This is a genomic window from Pantoea wallisii, assembly GCF_002095485.1.
Classification (GTDB): Bacteria; Pseudomonadota; Gammaproteobacteria; order Enterobacterales; family Enterobacteriaceae; genus Pantoea; species Pantoea wallisii.
The window spans coordinates 118,878-139,493 of record NZ_MLFS01000003.1; the positions used below are offsets into that span (position 1 = coordinate 118,878).

Consider the following 20,616-nt stretch of genomic DNA (forward strand, 5'->3'; position numbering starts at 1 on the left):
CTTGTGCTATTTTGTCACAGGCTCAACAAGAATGAACCTTTCATCCCGCAGTAACTGTCCGGCTGCTGTTTTTTCGGACAAAAGGAGTAATTTTCAATGTTTTTTGCGTTAAAAAAATGGATTGGCGCGATGCTACTGCCTTTGCCGTTGCTGTTATCGCTGATGGCGGCAGGACTTTTGCTGCTCTGGTTTAGTCGCTGGCAAAAAAGCGGCAAAATCCTTATCTCTGTAAGCTGGCTACTGTTACTTTTGCTGAGCCTGCAACCGGTGGCCGATCGGTTGCTGGCGCCGCTGGAGAATCAGTACGCTACCTGGAACGGCAGCGAGCCGGTCGATTACATCGTGGTGCTGGGTGGCGGCTACACCTATAACCGCGAGTGGGCGCCAAGCTCTAATCTGCTCAACAATAGTCTGCCGCGCGTCACGGAAGGTGTGCGTCAATGGCGGCGCTATCCGCAGGCAAAAATGATCTTTACCGGGGCCGCGGCGGGCTTCAACCCCCGCAGCAATGCCAGCGTAGCGGCCGGCGTAGCGGAGAGCCTGGGTGTGCCGGCGGATGCGATTATTATCCTCGACCAGCCGCATGATACCGGAGAGGAGGCGCTGGCGGTAAAGCAGACCATCGGAGAACATCCGTTCCTGCTGATCTCCTCCGCTAACCACCTGCCGCGGGCGATGCGCTTTTTCCAGGGTGCCGGCCTGAACCCGCTGCCAGCACCGGCTAACCAGCTGGCGATCACCTCACCGATTAGCGTGTGGGACAGGACGCTGCCTTCGCCGCTCTGGCTCAGCCACAGCCAGCGTGCCGTGTATGAGACGCTGGGGCTGATTTGGCAAAGGCTGCACGGCAATGGCTCAGCCGAGCCAGGGGAGTAACTGCCGGCAGGCGTGATCGAAGCGCGGGCGGTCAAACTGCCCGCTGCTGACCAGCGTATCCACGCAATCCCACATCTGATAGAGCCAGCGTCGCCACACAAAGCCCTCGGCGACCGGGGCTCGCTGCAGATAGTATTGCAGCAGCGACGCTTCTGCCCCGCTATCAGCCAGCCGCATCAAATCGTATTCACGCGGAGCCCACAAAATCGTACCGGGCTGCATCATGGCGATCAGCTGATCGCTCCGCGCATCTTTCAGCACGCTGGCGAGGCGCAGATTCCCGTGCACCAGCACACAGGGATCATCAAACCCCTCAAACAGACGCGGCAGCTGCTGGCGGCTGCGGAACAGCATCTGCCGATCTTCCAGCGTCAGAAACGGCGGCGATAACCCGCCCAGCGTAGACCAGAGCACCTCGACGCGCTGGCGATACCACGCCGGCCAGCGATTCTCCTGCACGCTATCCACACTGCCCACCAGGCCATGACTCTCCAGACGGTGCCACGCCAGCACGCCCTCAACAATTTGCTCACAGAGCTGCGTCCAGCGGTCAGCTGTACGGGCGGGGGCCTCCGCCGATACGCCGTTATAGCGCGCCATCAGCAGCATCTCATGGGCGGGTGGCTGCTGGCTGAGCACCAGACCGCCGGAACAGCGATCAGGCTATCGTGACTGAGCAGCGTGAGTTTTTGCGCTTCGAGCGCGGCACGGCCCTGATGGCGGAAGTACTTTGCCACCAGCGGCATGGGTCTGCCGTGATCGTCATAGAGGGCATAGAGCCGCGACTGCGCCTGTTCGCTGATGGTTTCCAGCCGGCTGACGGCTTCACCCAGCACCAGGGCCAGTTCTGAACGGAGTTGTTCCATTGCATTTTCCTCCGGCGTAAATGATTCCACTCCCCTGGAGGTCACACAGGCGCGACACGGCGCGCCGGATCAAACGTAACGGCCAGCAGCCTGCACTGGCCGTCGGTGTTTTAGCCTTGCATGGCCGCGCGCACGCGCACCAAATCTTCCGGCGTATCCACACCCACGCTGGGGAGCGTTGCCGCAACCGCTACGTGAATTTTTTCGCCATACCACAGCACGCGCAGCTGCTCCAGCAGCTCAATTTGCTCCAGCGGACAGGGCTGCCAGGCAATATAGCGGCGGATAAAGCCGGCGCGGTAGGCGTAAATGCCAATGTGGCGCAGCAGCGTATCACCAATCTGCTCACGCGAATGCGCGTAACGCTCGCGATCCCATGGAATGGTGGCGCGTGAGAAGTAGAGCGCGTAGCCGTTAGCATCCGTCACGACTTTAACCGCATTAGGGTTAAACGCCTCTTCCGCATCGGTAATCGGCACGGCCAGGGTAGCCATGCCCGCATCCGCCTGCGCCAGATTGCCCGCCACCTGGCGCACAATCTCTGCCGGAATCATCGGCTCATCACCCTGCACATTGACAATAATGGTGTCATCAGCGAACTGATATTTTTCAATCACTTCGGCCAAACGTTCCGTGCCTGAATGGTGATCGGCGCGCGTCATGCACACTTCACCGCCGGCCGCGATAACGGCAGCAGCCACATCCGGATGGTCCGTGGCGACAATGACGCGATCGGCGCCCGATTCACGCGCACGCTCCATCACGTGGACAATCATCGGCTTGCCGTGAATATCAACCAGCGGTTTACCAGGCAGACGCGTTGAGGCATATCGCGCCGGGATAATGGCGACGAAACTCATGGATGAATCTCTTCAACAGATAACGTGCGGGCTTCCACCTCCAGCAACACCGGAATACCGTCACGTACCGGATAAGCCAGGCCGTCAGGTTTACAAATCAGCTCTTGCTGCTCTTTGTTGTAATACAGCTTTCCGTTACATACCGGACAGGCAACAATCTCAAGTAAACGGTGATCCATACTCTTCTCCTTTCAGGACCGATTCGTCAGACGATTAGCATACCATAGCGCAGCTGCGCGCGATGTGCCGGAATCCGGCTCACGCGGTGATTAACCAGCGTGCTGACCACGCTTCCCGCAGTGCCTCAGGCGCGCTCTCCAGCACCACTTCCGTTGCTTCCTGCCAGGCAGCAAAACGGCTGATGGCTTTTTGCACATCATCAAGCAGCAGCTGGCTGAGGCGCACGCCAGGTTCCAGCCAGAACGCGCGGATAATCAGGCGCTGAGTCTGACGATCCATTTTGGCATCCATACGCGCTTTCAGGGCACCCCGGTGCAGTATCGGCAGCACGAAGTAGCCATATTTACGCTTCTCTGCCGGGGTATAGCACTCAATGCGGTAGTCAAAATTAAACAACTCCAGCGCCCGCCGACGATCCCAAACCACCGGATCAAACGGCGACAGGATAGCCGTGTGTGTGGCTGCCACGGGCTTTTCCAGCAAGGCGAGCTGCGATTGATGCAGCCACATCTCCCCTAACTGCTCCACCTCAACCCGCTGTATTGCGCCGCGTTCAGCCGCTGCGGCTAGCCAGGTTTTCACCGGCGCCCGCCGGAGCCGATAGTAATCCGGCAGCCAGCTGGCGCGGAAAATGCCCAGGCTGCGGGCGCTGTGATCCAGCATCAGGTTGACCGCATCGGCTTCACTCAGCGCATGCAGCTCGTCGCGCCACTCAGGCATTACCCGGCTGCGCAGATCGTATACACGCTGAAAGTTACGCCGCTCTGTCACCATTAACTCACCGGCGCTAAACAGGTTCTCCAGATGCCGTTTGTGCGGTTTCCATGCCCACCAGCCAGGCTTTGTGTGCTTGTCATTGGCAAAATCGGCGGCGCGTACCGGGCCATTAAGCGCGATATGTTCCAGCAGTGCGGCGATCTCCTGCTGGTGCTGTTCAACCCACTGCTCACTGTATTTCCACCCCAGACGCTGCGGTGTCAGCATCCGGTGACGCAGTAGCGGATAATCTTCGAAGGGAATAAAACAGGCTTCATGCGCCCAGTATTCAAACAGCGCACCGGAGGCCAGCGTCTGTTCCAGCCACGCTGGCGGGTAGGCTCCCAGCCGGCTAAACAGCACCAGATAGGGGCTGCGCGCAACCACATTGATGGTATCGATCTGCAACAGTGACATCTGTCGTATGCTGGCATGGACATCCTCAAAACGCGCACGGCGCCCCGGCGGGCGCAGCAGCCCCTGAGCCGCGAGATGCAGATGGCGGGCCGTAGAGAGTGAGAGGGACGCACTGTTTTTCATGACCTCTCCCTTTTTCAGGATTAACGCGAGCGGGCGTCGCGGGCGGCAGTACAGAGGTGGGTTATATCGTCGAGCAGTGCCGCCAGCGGCGCGCCGGTCAGCTGCGCATCAACCGGCAAATACCACCAGTTAGCGCGCGCAAAGGCGCGGCACTTCACCGCGTCTTTTTCCGTCATTAGCAAACACTGCCCCTGCTGTGTCAGACGGCTTAACTCCTCTTCGCTGTAAGCATGGTGATCGGCAAACGCGATCTCGGCAACAGGCTTTACGCTCTGCTGCTGCAGCGTGCTGAAGAAGCGCGGTGGGTGGCCAATCCCGGCCATCGCAACGATCGGCGGCAGCTGCTGCAGGCTGGCCGTCTCACCACTTAGCACATTAATTGCCAGACCAGGCTGAAGTGACATGGCGATCTCACCATCCTGCGCGATTCCGCCGTTCACAATCACGGCGTTCACACTCTGCAGGCGTGAAGCCCGTTCGCGCATCGGCCCGGCGGGTAGCCACCAGCCGTTGCCAAAACGGCGCACACCATCGACCACCACAATTTCGCGATCGCGCTGCAACGCATAGTGTTGCAGGCCATCATCCGTAATGATGACATCCAGATCGTGCGCGGCCAGCAGGGCTTCGACCGCCTGACAGCGTTTCGGGGCCACCGCGACCGGTACCTGCGTACGCTGCGCAATCAGGACCGGCTCGTCACCCGCCTGCCCGGTGGCGGTTTGCGCCGTCACCAGCAGCGGATAATGCTCTGCCTTGCCACCGTAGCCGCGCGACACCACGCCAGGGCGCAGGCCGCGCTGCTGTAACGCCTGCACTAACCAAATGACAACCGGTGTTTTACCGTTGCCGCCCGCTGTCAGGTTGCCCACCACAATCACCGGTCGCGGCGCATGCCAGCTGTTACGCCAGCCGCGCTGGAAGCTGAGGCGAATCAGCCAGGTTATCGCCCCATAAAGCAGGCTCAGCGGCCACAGCAGCAGCCACAGCGGCGAGCGTCCGCTCCAGATACGTTCAATCATTGACCAAACTGCAGTTTGTGCAGTTGAGCATACGCACCTCTCTGCGCCAGCAATACCTCATGGGTACCGCGCTCAACGATGCGACCATCTTCCACTACCACGATTTCATCGGCTTTCTCAATCGTCGACAGACGATGCGCAATCACCAGCGAGGTGCGGTTTTTCTGCAGCTCATCAAGCGCCGACTGAATGGCGCGTTCAGATTCCGTATCCAGCGCGGAGGTGGCCTCATCCAAAATCAGGATTGGGCAATCACGCAGAAGTGCGCGTGCAATGGCAATACGCTGACGCTGACCGCCAGATAGCAGCACGCCATTTTCGCCAATCACCGTGTCCAGGCCGTTATCCATCTTTTTGATGAAGTCCATGGCGTGCGCCATGGTCGCGGCCTGCTCAATCTGCTCGCGGGTGTACAGGCCGTTGCGCGCATAGGCAATATTGTTAGCAATGGTGTCGTTAAACAGGTGCACATTCTGCGAGACCAGCGCCACCTGATTACGCAGTGAACTCAGGGTATATTCACGCAGGTCATAACCATCCAGCAGAATCTCCCCCTGATCAATATCGTAGAAACGGGTTAACAGGCTGGCCATTGTTGATTTGCCTGAACCGGAACGGCCCACCAGCGCCACGGTTTTCCCGGCGGGCAGCACGAGGTTGATATCGCGCAGTGCCGGGATGTCGCGGCCCGGATAGGTAAAGGTGACATTGCGGAACTCAATATCGCCTTTCGCTCGTTCGACTTCACGCTTACCGGTGTCGACTTCCTGCTCGCTATCCAGAATGGTAAACAGCGTCTGGCAGGCTGCCATGCCGCGCTGGAACTGCGCATTGACGTTGGTCAGCGATTTCAACGGGCGCATAAGTGCGATCATGGAGGAGAAGACCACGGTGATGGTACCGGCGGTGAGCGTTTCCATGACGCTTGGGAAGCTGGCGGCGTAAAGGACAAACGCCAGCGCCAGCGAGGCGATCAGCTGAATGATCGGATCGGAGATGGACGAGGCGGACACCAGTTTCATTCCCTGCTGGCGCATCCTGTTGCTCACCTGGGAGAAGCGATCGGCTTCAACTTGCTGGCCACCGAAAATCAGTACCTCTTTGTGCCCTTTCAGCATCTGCTCAGCGCTGGTTGTCACCTGCCCCATGGTGTTCTGCATGTTTTTACTGATGCTGCGGAACCGTTTAGAGACGGTGCGAATCGCCAAGGAGACCAGAGGGGCCAGCAGAATCAGGATCAGCGACAGCTGCCAGCTGTAGTAGAACATCATGATAAACAGGCCGATGATGGATGCGCCTTCACGCACCACCGTGACCAGCGCACTGGACGAGGATGAAGCGACCTGTTCAGAGTCATAAGTAATACGTGATAACAGCGTGCCGGTCGATTGCTGATCAAAGAACGCAACCGGCATTCCCATCATGTGGCCGAACAGACGGCGGCGCATGTTCATCACAACATTACCGGAGACCCATGAGATGCAGTAACTGGAGATATAGCTGGTGACACCGCGGATTAACATCAGGCCAATAACGGCGAGCGGCATCCAGAGCAGGACGGATTTGTCGGCTTTACCAAAGCCATCATCCAGTAAAGGTTTCAACAGGGAGAGCATTAAGGTATCGCCTGCCGCGTTAAGGATCAGCGCCACGGCGGACACAAACAGGCCAGCCTTGTGCGGCGCAATCATCGGCCAGAGTCGGCGGAATGTCTGCCACGTTGAGAGATCTTTTTCTTGATGCATTATTTATTCACGCTGTTTGAAATAGCCGCTCATTCTACCTGGAATCGCGTTTGACGCCAAACCACTGATGATACCAGCGGGGCATTATTTGCTCTCTCAGCCTTTTATCTGCCAGCGCCCGCCCACGATCGCGATATGAAGCTGGCCGGATTGTGCCGTGTCATACCACATATATCCCTGCTGCCGGTAGCGCTCCACTACTGCTTGTGCCGGCATCCGCCAGGCGTTATAGCGTGCTACAGAGGCCAGCGCGGCTTCACCTGCAACACTACGTAACAGTAATGCACCCGATGAGGTGCGGCTACCGTGATGAGGAACCTGCAAAAGGGTGCTTTTTAACGCCTGCTTCTCCAGCGCGACCAGCGCTCTTTCGGCTTCCAGTTCGATATCACCCGTCAGCAAGATACTGATATTGCCATCGTCAACCCGCACTACACACGAGTCGTTATTATTGCCTTTTACCTGCTCCACAGGCGGCCAAAGTGCGCTGAAATGCAGTTTGCCCCACTGCCACTGCTGCCCGCGATGGCAAGGCAGATGAGCGGGCTCATTCAGTGCACTGCGCAGAGTAATGGCGGGATTTTCCTGATGAATTGATGCCAGGCCACCGCGATGATCCAGATGCTTATGGCTCAGAATCACCGCCTGTAATTTTCGTCCTTTATGCTGCAGCCAGGGTAAAATTACGCGTTTGCCGGCATCATCCTGCTGCCATGCCGGCCCGGTGTCATACAGTACAACTTCTTCGCCTTGCGTGATGGCTATCGCCAGCCCGTGGCCGACGTCAATCATGTCAACCTGCCACTCATCCTGCTCTGTACTGCTGCGCCACAACAGCAGTGCCAGCAGCAGGCTACAGCAAGGGGTAATGGCGTAGTACGCCAGGCCACTGCGCCACATCACCAGTCCGCCCCAGATCAATACCATCGCCAATGGTGCCTCCTGCCAGTGCCACCAGCCAGCCGGAAGCAGCTGCAGGCTCTTTATTAGCGCGCTGACTGATAAGTCAGACAGCCACCACAAGTGAGGCGCGACTGACGGCAACGGCAGCAGCATGGCCAGCAGGATCAACGGCACAGTAATAAACGAGATCACCGGCACCGCCAGCAGATTGGCCAGTAGCGCACTCAGGCTGATGCCCTGAAACAGAAAAATCTGTAGTGGCGCCATCAGGATCATCATCCCCAGTTGCAGGTGAAGAAGCTGCAATACCAGCCAGCGCTTTTGCCGGCGGAAACGCGGCGCCAGGCCAAACCACTGATACCAGATAATCAACGTCGCAACCGCCAGCGCCGAGAGCCAGAAGCTTTCAGAGAGCACGTTAAGCGGGTCAAGCCATAGCAAAAAGCCGATACACAATGTCCAGACCTGCCAGCTACTGAGCTGCCAGCCCGCGGCACGCATCACCATCCAAAGCGTCAGCGCAATGATTGCACGCTGCGCCGGGGGATGGCTGCCGGAGATCCAACAGTAAATGGCGGCGGTTATCCCGCTAATCACCAGCGGGAACAGATGGCCAATCCAGGATGCCGGCATCAGTAATTGCAGCGCACGTGCCAGCAGCCAGCCTACACTGGCTGCCAGTGCAATATGCATCCCGGAGATCGCCATCAGATGTGCGGTACCCGTTTCCCGCAGCAGCTGTCGCTGCCCGGCGGAGAGATTGTCGCGTATGCCAAATGCCAGAGCCTGTATGATCGCAGGCTGGGTCAACGTTGTAAAAGAGGCCTGATGAGCGTCGATCAGTTGTGTCCGCCAGCTGCACGTTAGCGCCTCAGGATGCTGATGGACAATACGTCCCTGCAGCGGCGTATGTCTGGATAGGGCAAAACGCTGCAGATCAAACTCGCCCTCGTTTAATCGCCCATGAACTGCACGTAAGCGCAGCGTCATGTTCCAGCGCTGCCCCTGACAGTAACGCTGCGCCTGTGGCAGGCCGTTAAGCGTGACAAACATCGGCGGGAACAGGTAACGATCGCCCACGCGTACGATTTGGGCTGTCAGCTGATTTCTGGCTTCATGTACATCGGTGATACGTAACGCGGCCTCAACCGGTTTCAGCGTCAACTGCTCTATCGTGTTTAGCATCTGGCGCGCTTCTGTTAGCGTCCAGCTCAGCAGCAGCAGGCCAAGCGCGACAAGGCGTACCACGGTAACCGGTATCAGCGCCAGCAGTATGGCGGCAATAATCATAAGCGTGAGGGTGCTGCTGGCTGGAATATCCGGCAAAACACCGAGCGGCAGCGCCGCGACGATCATTATTCTGGCTACCAACGTTCCTGTTATGCGCATCACCCTCTCCCTCTGTCCCGCTATTGTGCGACAAGTTAACGAGGTTGGCGTGGGGCGCAGTAGCGTTATTCGTGAAGGGTTCCGCGCTTTTTACGGCGGTTACAGGTAGCAGACAACGTGATGGAGGCAAGCTCACAAAACCTGAATAGCGGGTAAAAAAAACGACACCCTGAGGTGTCGTTTTTATCGTTCGGTAACGGCTTAGCCGTAAATATTTGCACGGTCACGCAATTCTTTGCCCGGCTTGAAGTGGGGAACGTATTTACCTTCCAGTTCCACTTTGTCACCCGTTTTCGGGTTACGACCAGTGCGCGGTGCGCGGTAGTGCAAAGAAAAGCTGCCGAATCCCCGGATTTCAATGCGCTCGCCCTGTGCCAGCGTAGTGGCCATGTGCTCGAGCATCTCTTTGACCGCATCCTCAACGACTTTCGCCGGAATATGAGTATGCTGGCCAGCAAGTCTTTCAATCAGTTCTGACTTGGTCATGTAACCTCCGGTTAATCCCTGTTTGGAAAGGTATGACAGCTTTTACCGAAACCGGACGGAATAAACCGTCCGGTGCTTCGGGTCGATTACTCGCCTTTAGCCGCTTTGAACGCTTCAGCCATTGCGTTAGAGAAGTTGCCATCTTCCTGTTTGGTGTTAACAGTGTTGATAGCTTCTTTCTCGTCAGCCTGGTCTTTAGCACGAACAGACAGGCTCACAACGCGGTTCTTACGGTCAACGCCGGTGAATTTCGCTTCAACGTCGTCGCCTACGCTCAGAACCAGAGTGGCGTCTTCGATGCGATCCAGAGAAGCTTCAGAAGCGCGCAGGTAACCTTCTACGCCATCAGCTAATTCTACTGTAGCACCTTTAGCGTCTACTGCAGTGACTTTACCGGTCACGATAGCGCCTTTCTTGTTCAGGGTGATGTAGTTGTTGAATGGATCTTCAGCCAACTGCTTCACGCCCAGAGAGATGCGCTCGCGCTCTGCATCAACCTGCAGTACAACGGCAGCGATTTCGTCGCCTTTCTTGTACTCACGAACGGCTTCTTCGCCAGTCGCGTTCCAGGAGATGTCAGACAGGTGAACCAGACCGTCGATGCCACCGTCCAGGCCGATGAAGATACCGAAGTCAGTGATTGACTTGATTTTACCTTCAACGCGATCGCCTTTGTTGTGGGTCTCTGCGAACTGCTGCCATGGGTTAGATTTGCACTGCTTCAGACCCAGGGAGATACGACGACGCTCTTCGTCAATGTCCAGAACCATAACTTCAACAACATCGCCCACGTTAACAACTTTAGATGGGTGAATATTCTTGTTGGTCCAGTCCATTTCAGAAACGTGTACCAGACCTTCAACGCCCTCTTCGATCTCTACGAAGCAGCCGTAATCAGTCAGGTTGGTAACACGACCGGTCAGACGAGTGCCTTCCGGATAGCGCTTAGCGATAGCGACCCATGGATCTTCGCCCAGCTGTTTCAGACCCAGAGATACACGGGTACGCTCGCGGTCGAACTTCAGGACTTTAACAGTGATTTCGTCGCCCACATTGACGATTTCGCTTGGATGCTTAACGCGCTTCCACGCCATATCGGTGATGTGCAGCAGGCCGTCAACGCCGCCCAGGTCCACGAATGCGCCGTAGTCAGTGAGGTTCTTAACGATACCTTTGACTTCCATGCCTTCCTGCAGGTTTTCCAGCAGCTGATCGCGCTCAGCGCTGTTTTCAGATTCGATAACCGCACGGCGTGAAACCACGACGTTGTTACGTTTCTGATCAAGCTTGATTACTTTGAATTCAAGCTCTTTGCCTTCCAGGTGCAGAGTATCGCGAACCGGACGCACGTCAACCAGTGAACCTGGCAGGAACGCACGAATACCGTTCAGCTCAACTGTGAAGCCACCTTTAACTTTGCCGTTGATAACACCGGTAACAGTTTCAGCGTCTTCGTAAGCTTTTTCCAGCGTGATCCAAGCTTCGTGACGTTTAGCTTTCTCACGGGACAGCAGGGTTTCACCGAAGCCGTCTTCTACTGCGTCCAGAGCAACGTCAACTTCGTCGCCCACCTGGATTTCCAGTTCGCCGGCTGCGTTCTTGAACTGCTCTGCAGGGATTGCAGATTCAGATTTCAGACCCGCATCAACCAGAACTACGTCTTTGTCGATAGAGACAACAACGCCACGAACGATGGAACCCGGACGGGTTTCGATTTCTTTCAGGGACTCTTCAAAGAGTTGAGCAAAAGATTCAGTCATATTGATAATCTTAGGATTCTTCAATTTAACGTCCACCTGACATCATTGTCGGATGGGGTTGTTTCACATGCCCGGCACCGGATCCGTGGTACAGGGTTACTACAATTCGGTTTTAAAAAGATTAAATGCCCAGCTTTTGGCGGGCATAATCCAGTGCCTTTTCAATCACCTGCTCAATGGACATACTGGTTGAATCCAGCACCAGAGCATCAGCGGCGGGCACCAATGGCGCGATGGCACGATTACGATCGCGGTCGTCGCGCTCTTTTATCTCGGATAAAAGGCGATCAAAGTTAACATTAAAGCCCTTTTCCTGCAACTGTAGCATACGGCGATGCGCACGCTCTTCTGAGCTGGCGTCGAGGAAAATTTTAACCGGAGCATCCGGGAACACTACCGTGCCCATATCCCGACCATCGGCGATCAGACCGGGCTCTTCACGGAAGGCGCGCTGACGACGTAGCAGGGCCTCGCGTACCCGGGGAAAGGCCGCCACGCGTGAAGCCGTGTTACTGACCTCCTGCGTGCGAATTTCGCCGGTCACGTCTTCACCTTCCAGTACCACCTGCATCTCGCCATCGACGGACAGAAAACGCACATCAAGGTGCGCGGCCATTGGCACCAGCGCCTCTTCAGACTCGATATCGACCTGATGATGCAGGGCTGCCAGCGCCAGCACGCGATAAATCGCGCCAGAATCCAGCAGATGCCACTGCAATGACTCCGCCATCGCTTTACATAATGTCCCTTTACCTGCGCCACTTGGACCATCAATGGTAATTACCGGGGCGATTGCCGTCATGGTTCTCTCCTGTTGCTGCATACTTATTATCAGCCTTCTTGGCTGTCTGGATTGCGCGGCATTATACGCTGCCCGCGTCAGCTTGGTTACCCTTTAGCGTAGACAGCACCAGAAATTTCGACAGATTCAGAAGAATTTCCCACCGGTAAGGCCAGCAGGAAGCAGAGATGCCCGGCACATCGATACCGGGCAGGCAGATCAGGAGGCGTGACTGATTTTTGCTAATTGCTGGAAGTAATCCGGGAAAGTCTTCGCCGTACAGCCGGGATCCAGGATAGTTACCGGAGTGTCTGACAGCGCAACCAGGGAGAAACACATCGCCATGCGATGATCGTTATAGGTGCCAATATCAGCATGCTGCAGCTGCGCGGGCGGCGTCACACGTATAAAATCATGGCCCTCTTCGACTTCGGCCCCTACTTTACGCAGTTCGGTTGTCATCGCCGCCAGGCGGTCGGTCTCTTTAACACGCCAGTTATAGATGTTACGCATTAGCGTTGTGCCCTGCGCAAACAGTGCAGTGGTCGCAATGGTCATTGCCGCATCCGGAATGTGATTCATATCCATATCGATGCCGTTTAACGCCCCGCGGGTACAGGCAATGTAGTCATCGCCCCACTCAATCACCGCTCCCATTTTCTCCAGCACATCAGCAAAGCGAATGTCGCCCTGTACGCTGTTGCGGCCAATACCGGTGACACGTACGGTGCCACCTTTAATGGCGGCGGCGGCAAGGAAATAGGAGGCAGAGGATGCATCACCCTCTACCAGGTAGTCGCCCGGCGAGTGATACTGCTGCTGGCCCTTTATCACAAAGCGCTGGTAGTTTTGATTATCAACTTCGACACCAAAACGGCGCATCAGGTGTAGGGTGATATCAATATAAGGTTTAGAAACCAGATCGCCCTTGATGCTGATTGTGGTGTCCTGCTGCGCCAGCGGTGCGGTCATCAGCAGTGCGGTCAGGAACTGGCTGGAAACGCTGCCGTCTACGCTCACATTACCGCCGGTAAAACCGCCTTTTAACCGCAGCGGTGGGTAATCGGTCTGTTCCAGATAATCGATGCTGGCACCGCCCTGACGCAGTGCATCAACCAGGTGTCCGATGGGACGCTCTTTCATGCGCGGTTCGCCGGTCAGCACCACAGATTGTTCTCCCAGACACAGTGCAGCAGCCAGCGGGCGCATTGCGGTGCCGGCGTTGCCAAGGAAAAGCTCCAGCGGCTGCGTAGCCTGCAGCGGACCCGCATTACCGGTGACTTCGCACACGGTACGGTCGGCAGACAAGGTGTAGCTGACGCCCAGCGCTTTCAGCGCGTTCAGCATATGTTTGACGTCATCACTGTCCAGCAAATTGGTCAGACGCGTTGTCCCCTTTGCCAGTGCTGCCAGTAAAAGTGCGCGATTCGAAACGCTTTTCGAACCCGGTAAGTTTACCGTGCCGTCAACGCGGGCGATCGGTTGTAGAGTCAGGGAGTCCTGCATGTGAAACTAAATCTCCAGAAAATACGAGACCCCGTCCTGTGACGGGGCCTGACACCAGATAAACCGGCATATAACGAATGATTAGCCGTGACGACGCTCAAAGTCGATCATGAAGTCGGTCAGCGCTTTTACACCTTCCAGCGGCATCGCATTGTAGATCGAGGCACGCATGCCGCCAACCACACGATGGCCTTTCAACGCATGCAGACCCGCCTTCTGTGACTCTTCAAGGAAGAGTTTGTCCAGCGCAGCGTCTGCCAGCTGGAAGGGGACGTTCATGCGGGAGCGGTTTGCAGAGGCGACTTCATTACGGTAGAAGTTGCTCTGATCAATTACGCCATATAAGAGATCGGCTTTTGCCTGATTAGTCTTATTCATCTCGGCCACACCGCCCTTCTCTTTCAGCCACTTAAAGACCAGACCAGAGAGATACCAGGCGAACGTTGGCGGGGTGTTAAACATAGAGTCGTTTTCCGCCAGTACTTTATAGTCGAGAATAGAAGGTACCCAGCGTTGGGCCTTGCCCAGCAGATCCTCGCGTACTACCACCAGCGTCAAGCCGGCCGGTCCGATATTTTTTTGCGCGCCGGCATAGATCAAACCATAACGGCTGACATCAATCGGGCGTGACAGAATAGTTGAGGAGAGGTCAGCAACCACCACTTTGTCACCAAAATCCGGCTCTTCATCAATTGCGATGCCATCAATGGTTTCGTTCGGACAGAAATGCACATAGGCGGCGTTATCGTTCAGCTGCCATTCACGCATAGGGCGCAGTGCGCGTTTACCGTCAAGGGTGGTTTTAATGTCGATGGTGTTTGGTGAGCAGAATTTTTCCGCTTCTTTTATCGCGCTGTGTGCCCAGTAGCCACCGTCGATATAGTCAGCTGAGGTTGCCTCGCCCAGCAGGTTGCCCGGAATCGCAGCAAACTGCCCACGCGCGCCGCCGTGGCAGAATAATACTTTGTAGTTGGCTGGGATTTTTAGCAGATCGCGAAAATCCTGTTCCGCCGCTTCCGCGACCTCAATGAACTCTTTGCTGCGGTGACTGATCTCCATCACCGAGGTGCCTAAACCGCGCCAGTTTGTCAGCTCCTGTTCTGCACGACGGAGCACTTCCTGCGGCAACATGGCCGGCCCGGAGCTAAAATTGTAAACCTGCGTCATTTCCCCTCACCACTGTCATATCGAACGGTTATGAATACCTATCGGTTGTATCATTGCCTCCGGATGGCTGCAATCATTTATCCGGCAGCGATCACATTTCCGGATCGGCCTCCACCGCAGCTTATGTCATGAATGTAACCAGCCGCGGAATTTTGTGAGGCGCACTCCTGGTGTGAAACAGAGAGGCTGCATCGCAGATAAAAAGCGGTAACAATGCCGGCAGAAATTTAGCCGACCAATAGCGAAGCACGCGTAAAACCCGTATTATTGCGCGCTTTACGCCCCACCCCATCGACTTGAGAGAGCGCACCATGACGCAAACGTTTATTCCAGGTAAAGACGCCGCACTGGAAGACTCCATCGCACGCTTCCAGCAGAAACTGCAGGACCTGGGTTTCAATATTGAAGAGGCATCCTGGCTTAATCCGGTTCCGCACGTCTGGTCAGTGCATATCCGCGATCGTGACTGCCCGCTGTGCTTTACCAATGGCAAAGGTGCCAGTAAAAAGGCGGCGCTGGCTTCAGCACTGGGCGAATACTTTGAGCGTCTCTCCACCAACTATTTCTTTGCGGATTTCTGGCTGGGTGAATCCATTGCCAACGGCGAATTCGTACACTATCCCAACGAGAAGTGGTTCCCGCTGCCGGAAGATGGCAGCCTGCCGCAAGGTATCCTTGATGCCCGCCTGCACGCGTTTTACGATCCGGAAGCGAGCCTGAGCGCCACCGATCTGGTGGATCTGCAATCCGGTAATGCGCAGCGCGGAATCTGTGGCCTGCCGTTCACCCGTCAATCGGATCAGCAGACTGTCTATATTCCAATGAACATCATCGGAAACCTGTACGTATCAAACGGTATGTCAGCAGGAAATACGGCTAACGAAGCGCGCGTACAGGGTTTGTCCGAGGTGTTTGAGCGTCATATTAAAAACCGCATCATCGCTGAGTCGATCAGCCTGCCGGAGATTCCGCAAGCGGTGATGCAGCGCTATCCGGGCGTGGTCGAAGCGATTGACCGCCTTGAAGCGGAAGGTTTCCCTATCTTCTCGTATGACGCGTCACTGGGTGGCAAATATCCGGTCATCTGCGTGGTTCTGTTTAACCCCGCTAACGGCACCTGCTTCGCCTCATTCGGTGCGCACCCGGACTTCGGTGTTGCACTGGAGCGTACCGTCACCGAGCTGCTTCAGGGGCGCGGCCTGAAAGATCTGGACGTATTCACACCGCCAACCTTCGATGACGAAGAAGTAGCAGAGCATGCCAACCTTGAGACGCACTTCATCGATTCAAGCGGCTTAATCTCCTGGGATATGTTCAAGGACGATGCTGATTATCCGTTTGTCGACTGGAGCTTTGCTGGTAACACCCACGAAGAGTTCGATACGCTTATGGCCATCTTCCGCGCGGAAGATCAGGAGGTCTATATTGCCGATTACGAACATCTGGGCGTATATGCCTGCCGCATCATCGTTCCAGGCATGTCGGATATCTATCCGGCAGAAGATCTGCTGCTGGCAAACAACAATATGGGTGCATCACTGCGTGAAACACTGCTGGCGCTGCCTGCCAGCCAGTGGGAGCCTGAAGCTTACCTTGATCTGATCGTCCAGCTGGATGAAGAGGGTCATGATGATTTTACGCGCGTGCGTGAACTGCTTGGCCTGGCGTCCGGGAAAGATAATGGCTGGTATACCCTGCGCATCGGTGAGCTGAAAGCTATGCTGGCTCTGGCGGGCGGGGATCTGGATCAGGCGCTGATCTGGACCGAGTGGACGATGGAGTTTAACCAGTCAATCTTCAGCGAAGCGCGTGCAAACTACTATCGCTGCCTGCAGACGCTGCTGCTGCTGGCGATGGAAGAGGAGCGTGATCCAGTGCAATACCATCGTGCGTTTGTGCGCATGTATGGCGAAACGGCGGTGGAAGCTGCTTCTGCAGCGATAAGCGGTGAAGCGCCATTTTATGGCCTGCAGGCGGTCGATCCTGACCTGAAAGCCTTCCCGGCACACCAGGCATTGCTGGCAGCTTATGAAAAACTTCAGGCCGCCAAGCGTCGTTACTGGTCTGCCAAATAATTATTTTATTGCCGTTAAGTAGCATCTGATAAATATAGGGCACTGGATAATCCAGTGCCCTTTTCATGTAATAAAAGAGCTTCAAACTTCTCGCCATATTAGATCACAACTTATTTTCATTAAGTGGCTACAGTTAACAATAAAAACGACCGCAGACAGAAGGCATCAAATTTTTTTGCATAAATTAAAAATTATTTTTATTTTAATTATCATAAAGTTATGGAATTAAAACCCTACTTTACGCCTTCGCTTACCCCCACCGCTTCGGCAAATATGATCCATATCAATTACTGACCTATACTCCTTTGTTAGTATCTTTACAGGCAATTTCAGGAGAGCGTTAGTGTGAAAGCTGACAACCCTTTTAATTCACTCTTACCGGCAGCAATGGCAAAAGTTGCAGAAGACGCCGGTGTCTATAAAGCGACTAAACATCCTCTGACGACATTCTTTCTTGCGATTACAGCTGGCGTATTTATTTCAATTGCGTTTGTCTTCTATATCACCGCCACCACCGGCAGCGGCGTGATGCCTTATGGCATTGCCAAACTGATAGGTGGCATCTGCTTTTCACTCGGTTTAATGCTTGTGGTGGTGTGCGGTGCCGATCTGTTCACCTCTACCGTGCTGATTGTGGTGGCGAAAGCCAGTGGCCGCATTACCTGGCTGCAGCTGGGCCGTCACTGGTTAAACGTCTATGTCGGCAATCTGTGCGGCGCACTGTTTTTCGTCATGCTGATCTGGCTCGCAGGCGAGCACATGGTCGCCAATGGCGCATGGGGCCTGAATGTCTTACAAACCGCCGATCATAAAATGCATCATACGTTTATCGAAGCGGTCAGCCTCGGGACACTGGCCAATCTAATGGTGTGTCTTGCCGTCTGGATGAGCTACTCCGGCCGTAGCCTGCTCGACAAAATGGTTGCCATGATTTTACCCGTGGCCATGTTTGTCGCCTGCGGCTTTGAACACAGCATCGCCAACATGTTTTTGATTCCTATGGCCATCATCATCCGTGATTTTGCCACACCGGAATTCTGGCAGATGACCGGCGCAAGTGCCGCACAGTTTCCGGCGCTCGACGTAGGTGATTTTATTATTAACAACCTGATTCCGGTAACCCTCGGCAACATTATTGGCGGCGGATTACTGGTCGGTTTGACCTACTGGGTTATCTATCTGCGCGGCGATGAGCCAGCGCATTAAGTAATGATTACGGGCGCGCCCCCGGGCGCGCCACTCGTGACAGTCTCCCTAAATAAGGCAGGTATATCATGTCCGAACTGAATGAAAAAATGGCGTCAGCCTGGGAAGGATTTAGCGCCGGTGAGTGGCAAAATAGCGTCAACGTCCGTGACTTTATCCAGAAGAACTATACGCCGTATGAAGGTGACGAAGCATTCCTGGCCGGGGCCACACCTGCCACCACGCAACTGTGGGACAGCGTGCTCGAAGGCATTAAAATCGAGAACCGCACGCACGCACCGGTCGATTTCGATACTGATTTAGCCTCTACCATTACCTCGCACGACGCGGGCTACATTAACAAATCCCTTGAAACTATCGTCGGTCTGCAGACCGAAGCACCGCTGAAACGCGCCATCATCCCGTTTGGCGGCATCAAAATGGTTGAGGGCTCCTGCAAAGTTTATGGTCGTGAGCTGGATCCGGCGCTGAAAAAAGTCTTTACCGACTACCGTAAGACACACAACCAGGGCGTGTTTGACGTCTATACACCCGATATCCTGCGCTGCCGCAAGTCAGGCGTACTGACCGGTCTGCCGGACGCGTATGGGCGTGGTCGCATCATTGGTGATTACCGCCGCGTAGCCCTCTACGGCATCGATTACCTGATGAAAGATAAAGTGGCGCAGTTCAATTCACTGCAACACGACATGGAGAATGGCACCGATCTGGAAGCTACTATCCGTTTGCGTGAAGAGATCTCCGAGCAGCACCGCGCACTGGGCCAGATTAAAGAGATGGCCGCTAAATACGGTTACGATATCTCTCTGCCTGCCACTACTGCGCAGGAAGCGGTACAGTGGACCTACTTCGGCTATCTGGCTGCGGTAAAATCACAGAATGGCGCCGCCATGTCCTTTGGCCGCGTATCAACCTTCCTGGATGTCTATATCGAACGTGATATTAAAGCCGGTAAGCTGAGCGAAGAGCAGGCACAGGAGTTGATTGACCATCTGGTGATGAAGCTGCGTATGGTGCGTTTCCTGCGCACGCCAGAATATGATGAGCTGTTCTCTGGTGACCCAATCTGGGCCACAGAATCTCTGGCAGGTATGGGCGTTGATGGCCGTACGCTGGTGACCAAAAGCACTTTCCGTTTCCTGAACACCCTGTACACCATGGGCCCTTCGCCTGAACCTAACATGACCATTCTCTGGTCTGAGAAGCTGCCGGTTAACTTCAAGAAATATGCGGCAAAAGTCTCTATCGACACCTCTTCTCTGCAGTACGAGAATGACGATCTGATGCGTCCGGATTTCGATAACGACGACTACGCTATCGCCTGCTGCGTAAGCCCGATGATTGTTGGCAAGCAGATGCAGTTCTTCGGCGCGCGTGCCAACCTGGCGAAAACGCTGCTTTACGCGATCAACGGCGGCGTTGACGAGAAACTGAAAATCCAGGTTGGTCCAAAAGAGGCCCCGATCACGGATGATGTCCTTGATTACGATACCGTAATGGCGCGCCTGGATCACTTCATGGACTGGCTGGCTAAACAGTACGTGACATCACTGAACATCATCCATTACATGCACGATAAGTACAGCTATGAAGCCTCACTGATGGCGCTGCACGATCGTGATGTCTATCGCACCATGGCGTGCGGTATCGCCGGATTGTCAGTGGCTGCGGACTCACTCTCAGCCATCAAGTACGCCAAAGTGAAACCGGTGCGTGATGCAGACGGTCTTGCCGTTGACTTCGAGATTGAAGGCGAATATCCGCAGTTTGGTAATAATGACTCACGCGTGGACGATATGGCCTGCGATCTCGTTGAACGTTTCATGAAGAAAATTCAGAAACTGCCGACCTATCGCAACGCCGTGCCTACTCAGTCAGTACTGACCATTACGTCTAACGTGGTTTACGGTAAGAAAACCGGTAACACGCCGGATGGTCGCCGCGCAGGTGCACCGTTTGGCCCGGGCGCTAACCCGATGCACGGACGTGACCAGAAAGGTGCAGTCGCCTCGCTGACCTCCGTGGCTAAACTGCCCTTTGCCTACGCGAAAGATGGTATCTCGTACACCTTCTCCATCGTGCCGAATGCCTTGGGTAAAGATGATAACGTGCGTAAAACCAACCTTGCAGGCTTGATGGATGGTTACTTCCACCATGAAGCTAACATTGAGGGCGGTCAGCACCTGAACGTTAACGTGATGAACCGTGAGATGTTGCTGGATGCGATGGAGCATCCGGAAAAATATCCTCAGCTCACCATCCGCGTTTCCGGCTATGCTGTACGCTTCAACTCGCTGACCAAAGAGCAGCAGCAGGACGTGATAACCCGAACCTTTACGGCGTCACTGTAATCCGGCCCTTCTGAACAAAAGGCTCCTGCGGGGGCCTTTTCTCCACAAGTCCGTTTTGCCAGCCTGCCTCATCAGGCGGCCTGGCAAAATCGACTTCCATCCTTAGAGCACAGCACAGATTGTGCCGCCCGATGTCTGGGCTGAACC

General features: G+C 55.2%; 14 protein-coding genes and 2 pseudogenes. 4 read left to right on the plus strand and 12 right to left on the minus strand.

The genetic code is table 11. From position 1 onward, the window contains the following. Positions 1–96 precede the first annotated feature (96 nt). Positions 97–876, plus strand: coding sequence for an envelope biogenesis factor ElyC (elyC, locus tag HA48_RS01945; protein WP_128599536.1), 780 nt, complete (start codon positions 97–99; stop codon positions 874–876). On the opposite strand, the pseudogene HA48_RS01950 reads toward elyC, so the two are convergent. From HA48_RS01950 to serC, 12 genes and pseudogenes are all read right to left on the minus strand, one after another. Continuing rightward, positions 856–1,742 (minus strand): annotated as a pseudogene (locus tag HA48_RS01950) (fructosamine kinase family protein). The gene elyC and the pseudogene HA48_RS01950 sit on opposite strands and share 21 nt — an antisense overlap. A gap of 110 nt (positions 1,743–1,852) precedes the next feature. Beyond that, the gene (gene kdsB, locus HA48_RS01955) at positions 1,853–2,602 is read right to left on the minus strand and encodes a 3-deoxy-manno-octulosonate cytidylyltransferase (RefSeq protein WP_128599537.1); all 750 of its coding nucleotides are present in this window, start codon (positions 2,600–2,602) and stop codon (positions 1,853–1,855) included. Further along, positions 2,599–2,781, minus strand: a complete 183-nt coding sequence (locus tag HA48_RS01960) for a Trm112 family protein (RefSeq protein ID WP_128599538.1) — start codon at positions 2,779–2,781, stop codon at positions 2,599–2,601. Before HA48_RS01960 ends, kdsB begins: the two co-directional genes overlap by 4 nt. Before the next feature lie 79 nt (positions 2,782–2,860). Further along, positions 2,861–4,078, minus strand: coding sequence for a winged helix-turn-helix domain-containing protein (locus tag HA48_RS01965; RefSeq protein WP_128599539.1), 1,218 nt, complete (start codon positions 4,076–4,078; stop codon positions 2,861–2,863). A 20-nt stretch (positions 4,079–4,098) separates the two neighbouring features. Beyond that, the gene (gene lpxK, locus HA48_RS01970; RefSeq protein ID WP_128599540.1) at positions 4,099–5,100 is read right to left on the minus strand and encodes a tetraacyldisaccharide 4'-kinase; all 1,002 of its coding nucleotides are present in this window, start codon (positions 5,098–5,100) and stop codon (positions 4,099–4,101) included. Continuing rightward, the gene (msbA, locus tag HA48_RS01975; protein ID WP_128599541.1) at positions 5,097–6,845 is read right to left on the minus strand and encodes a lipid A ABC transporter ATP-binding protein/permease MsbA; all 1,749 of its coding nucleotides are present in this window, start codon (positions 6,843–6,845) and stop codon (positions 5,097–5,099) included. The genes lpxK and msbA overlap by 4 nt, the downstream gene beginning before the upstream one ends. A 34-nt stretch (positions 6,846–6,879) precedes the next feature. Then, positions 6,880–9,137, minus strand: a pseudogene (locus tag HA48_RS01980) (DNA internalization-related competence protein ComEC/Rec2). Positions 9,138–9,338: 201 nt separating this feature from the next. Next, the gene (gene ihfB / locus HA48_RS01985) at positions 9,339–9,623 is read right to left on the minus strand and encodes an integration host factor subunit beta (protein ID WP_010618275.1); all 285 of its coding nucleotides are present in this window, start codon (positions 9,621–9,623) and stop codon (positions 9,339–9,341) included. Between the two features lie 86 nt (positions 9,624–9,709). Continuing rightward, positions 9,710–11,383 (minus strand): 30S ribosomal protein S1, encoded by a 1,674-nt coding sequence (gene rpsA / locus HA48_RS01990; protein ID WP_128599542.1) that lies wholly within the window; start codon positions 11,381–11,383, stop codon positions 9,710–9,712. Between the two features lie 121 nt (positions 11,384–11,504). Further along, entirely contained in the window at positions 11,505–12,185 is a 681-nt protein-coding gene (gene cmk / locus HA48_RS01995; protein WP_128599543.1) for a (d)CMP kinase, read from the minus strand. Positions 12,186–12,383: 198 nt separating this feature from the next. After that, entirely contained in the window at positions 12,384–13,670 is a 1,287-nt protein-coding gene (aroA, locus tag HA48_RS02000) for a 3-phosphoshikimate 1-carboxyvinyltransferase (protein ID WP_128599544.1), read from the minus strand. Between the two features lie 81 nt (positions 13,671–13,751). Further along, complete coding sequence (gene serC / locus HA48_RS02005; RefSeq protein ID WP_128599545.1) at positions 13,752–14,837, minus strand: 3-phosphoserine/phosphohydroxythreonine transaminase; 1,086 nt, start codon at positions 14,835–14,837, stop codon at positions 13,752–13,754. 311 nt (positions 14,838–15,148) lie between these two features. Between serC and ycaO the strand changes: the two genes are divergently transcribed. The 3 genes from ycaO (at position 15,149) to pflB (ending at position 20,469) form a co-directional block, all read left to right on the plus strand. Then, positions 15,149–16,912, plus strand: a complete 1,764-nt coding sequence (gene ycaO / locus HA48_RS02010; RefSeq protein ID WP_128599546.1) for a 30S ribosomal protein S12 methylthiotransferase accessory factor YcaO — start codon at positions 15,149–15,151, stop codon at positions 16,910–16,912. A 345-nt stretch (positions 16,913–17,257) separates the two neighbouring features. Then, on the plus strand, positions 17,258–18,118 hold the full coding sequence (focA, locus tag HA48_RS02015) for a formate transporter FocA (RefSeq protein WP_128599547.1): 861 nt from the start codon (positions 17,258–17,260) through the stop codon (positions 18,116–18,118). A 68-nt stretch (positions 18,119–18,186) separates the two neighbouring features. Further along, complete coding sequence (gene pflB, locus HA48_RS02020) at positions 18,187–20,469, plus strand: formate C-acetyltransferase (RefSeq protein ID WP_128599548.1); 2,283 nt, start codon at positions 18,187–18,189, stop codon at positions 20,467–20,469. Positions 20,470–20,616: the final 147 nt, after the last annotated feature.

Coding starts and splice junctions, on each gene's coding strand:
- elyC (WP_128599536.1), top strand. CDS start 97: ATGTTTTTTGCGTTAAAAAAATGGATTGGCGCGATGCTACTGCCTTTG.
- kdsB (WP_128599537.1), bottom strand. CDS start 2,602: ATGAGTTTCGTCGCCATTATCCCGGCGCGATATGCCTCAACGCGTCTG.
- HA48_RS01960 (WP_128599538.1), bottom strand. CDS start 2,781: ATGGATCACCGTTTACTTGAGATTGTTGCCTGTCCGGTATGTAACGGA.
- HA48_RS01965 (WP_128599539.1), bottom strand. CDS start 4,078: ATGAAAAACAGTGCGTCCCTCTCACTCTCTACGGCCCGCCATCTGCAT.
- lpxK (WP_128599540.1), bottom strand. CDS start 5,100: ATGATTGAACGTATCTGGAGCGGACGCTCGCCGCTGTGGCTGCTGCTG.
- msbA (WP_128599541.1), bottom strand. CDS start 6,845: ATGCATCAAGAAAAAGATCTCTCAACGTGGCAGACATTCCGCCGACTC.
- ihfB (WP_010618275.1), bottom strand. CDS start 9,623: ATGACCAAGTCAGAACTGATTGAAAGACTTGCTGGCCAGCATACTCAT.
- rpsA (WP_128599542.1), bottom strand. CDS start 11,383: ATGACTGAATCTTTTGCTCAACTCTTTGAAGAGTCCCTGAAAGAAATC.
- cmk (WP_128599543.1), bottom strand. CDS start 12,185: ATGACGGCAATCGCCCCGGTAATTACCATTGATGGTCCAAGTGGCGCA.
- aroA (WP_128599544.1), bottom strand. CDS start 13,670: ATGCAGGACTCCCTGACTCTACAACCGATCGCCCGCGTTGACGGCACG.
- serC (WP_128599545.1), bottom strand. CDS start 14,837: ATGACGCAGGTTTACAATTTTAGCTCCGGGCCGGCCATGTTGCCGCAG.
- ycaO (WP_128599546.1), top strand. CDS start 15,149: ATGACGCAAACGTTTATTCCAGGTAAAGACGCCGCACTGGAAGACTCC.
- pflB (WP_128599548.1), top strand. CDS start 18,187: ATGTCCGAACTGAATGAAAAAATGGCGTCAGCCTGGGAAGGATTTAGC.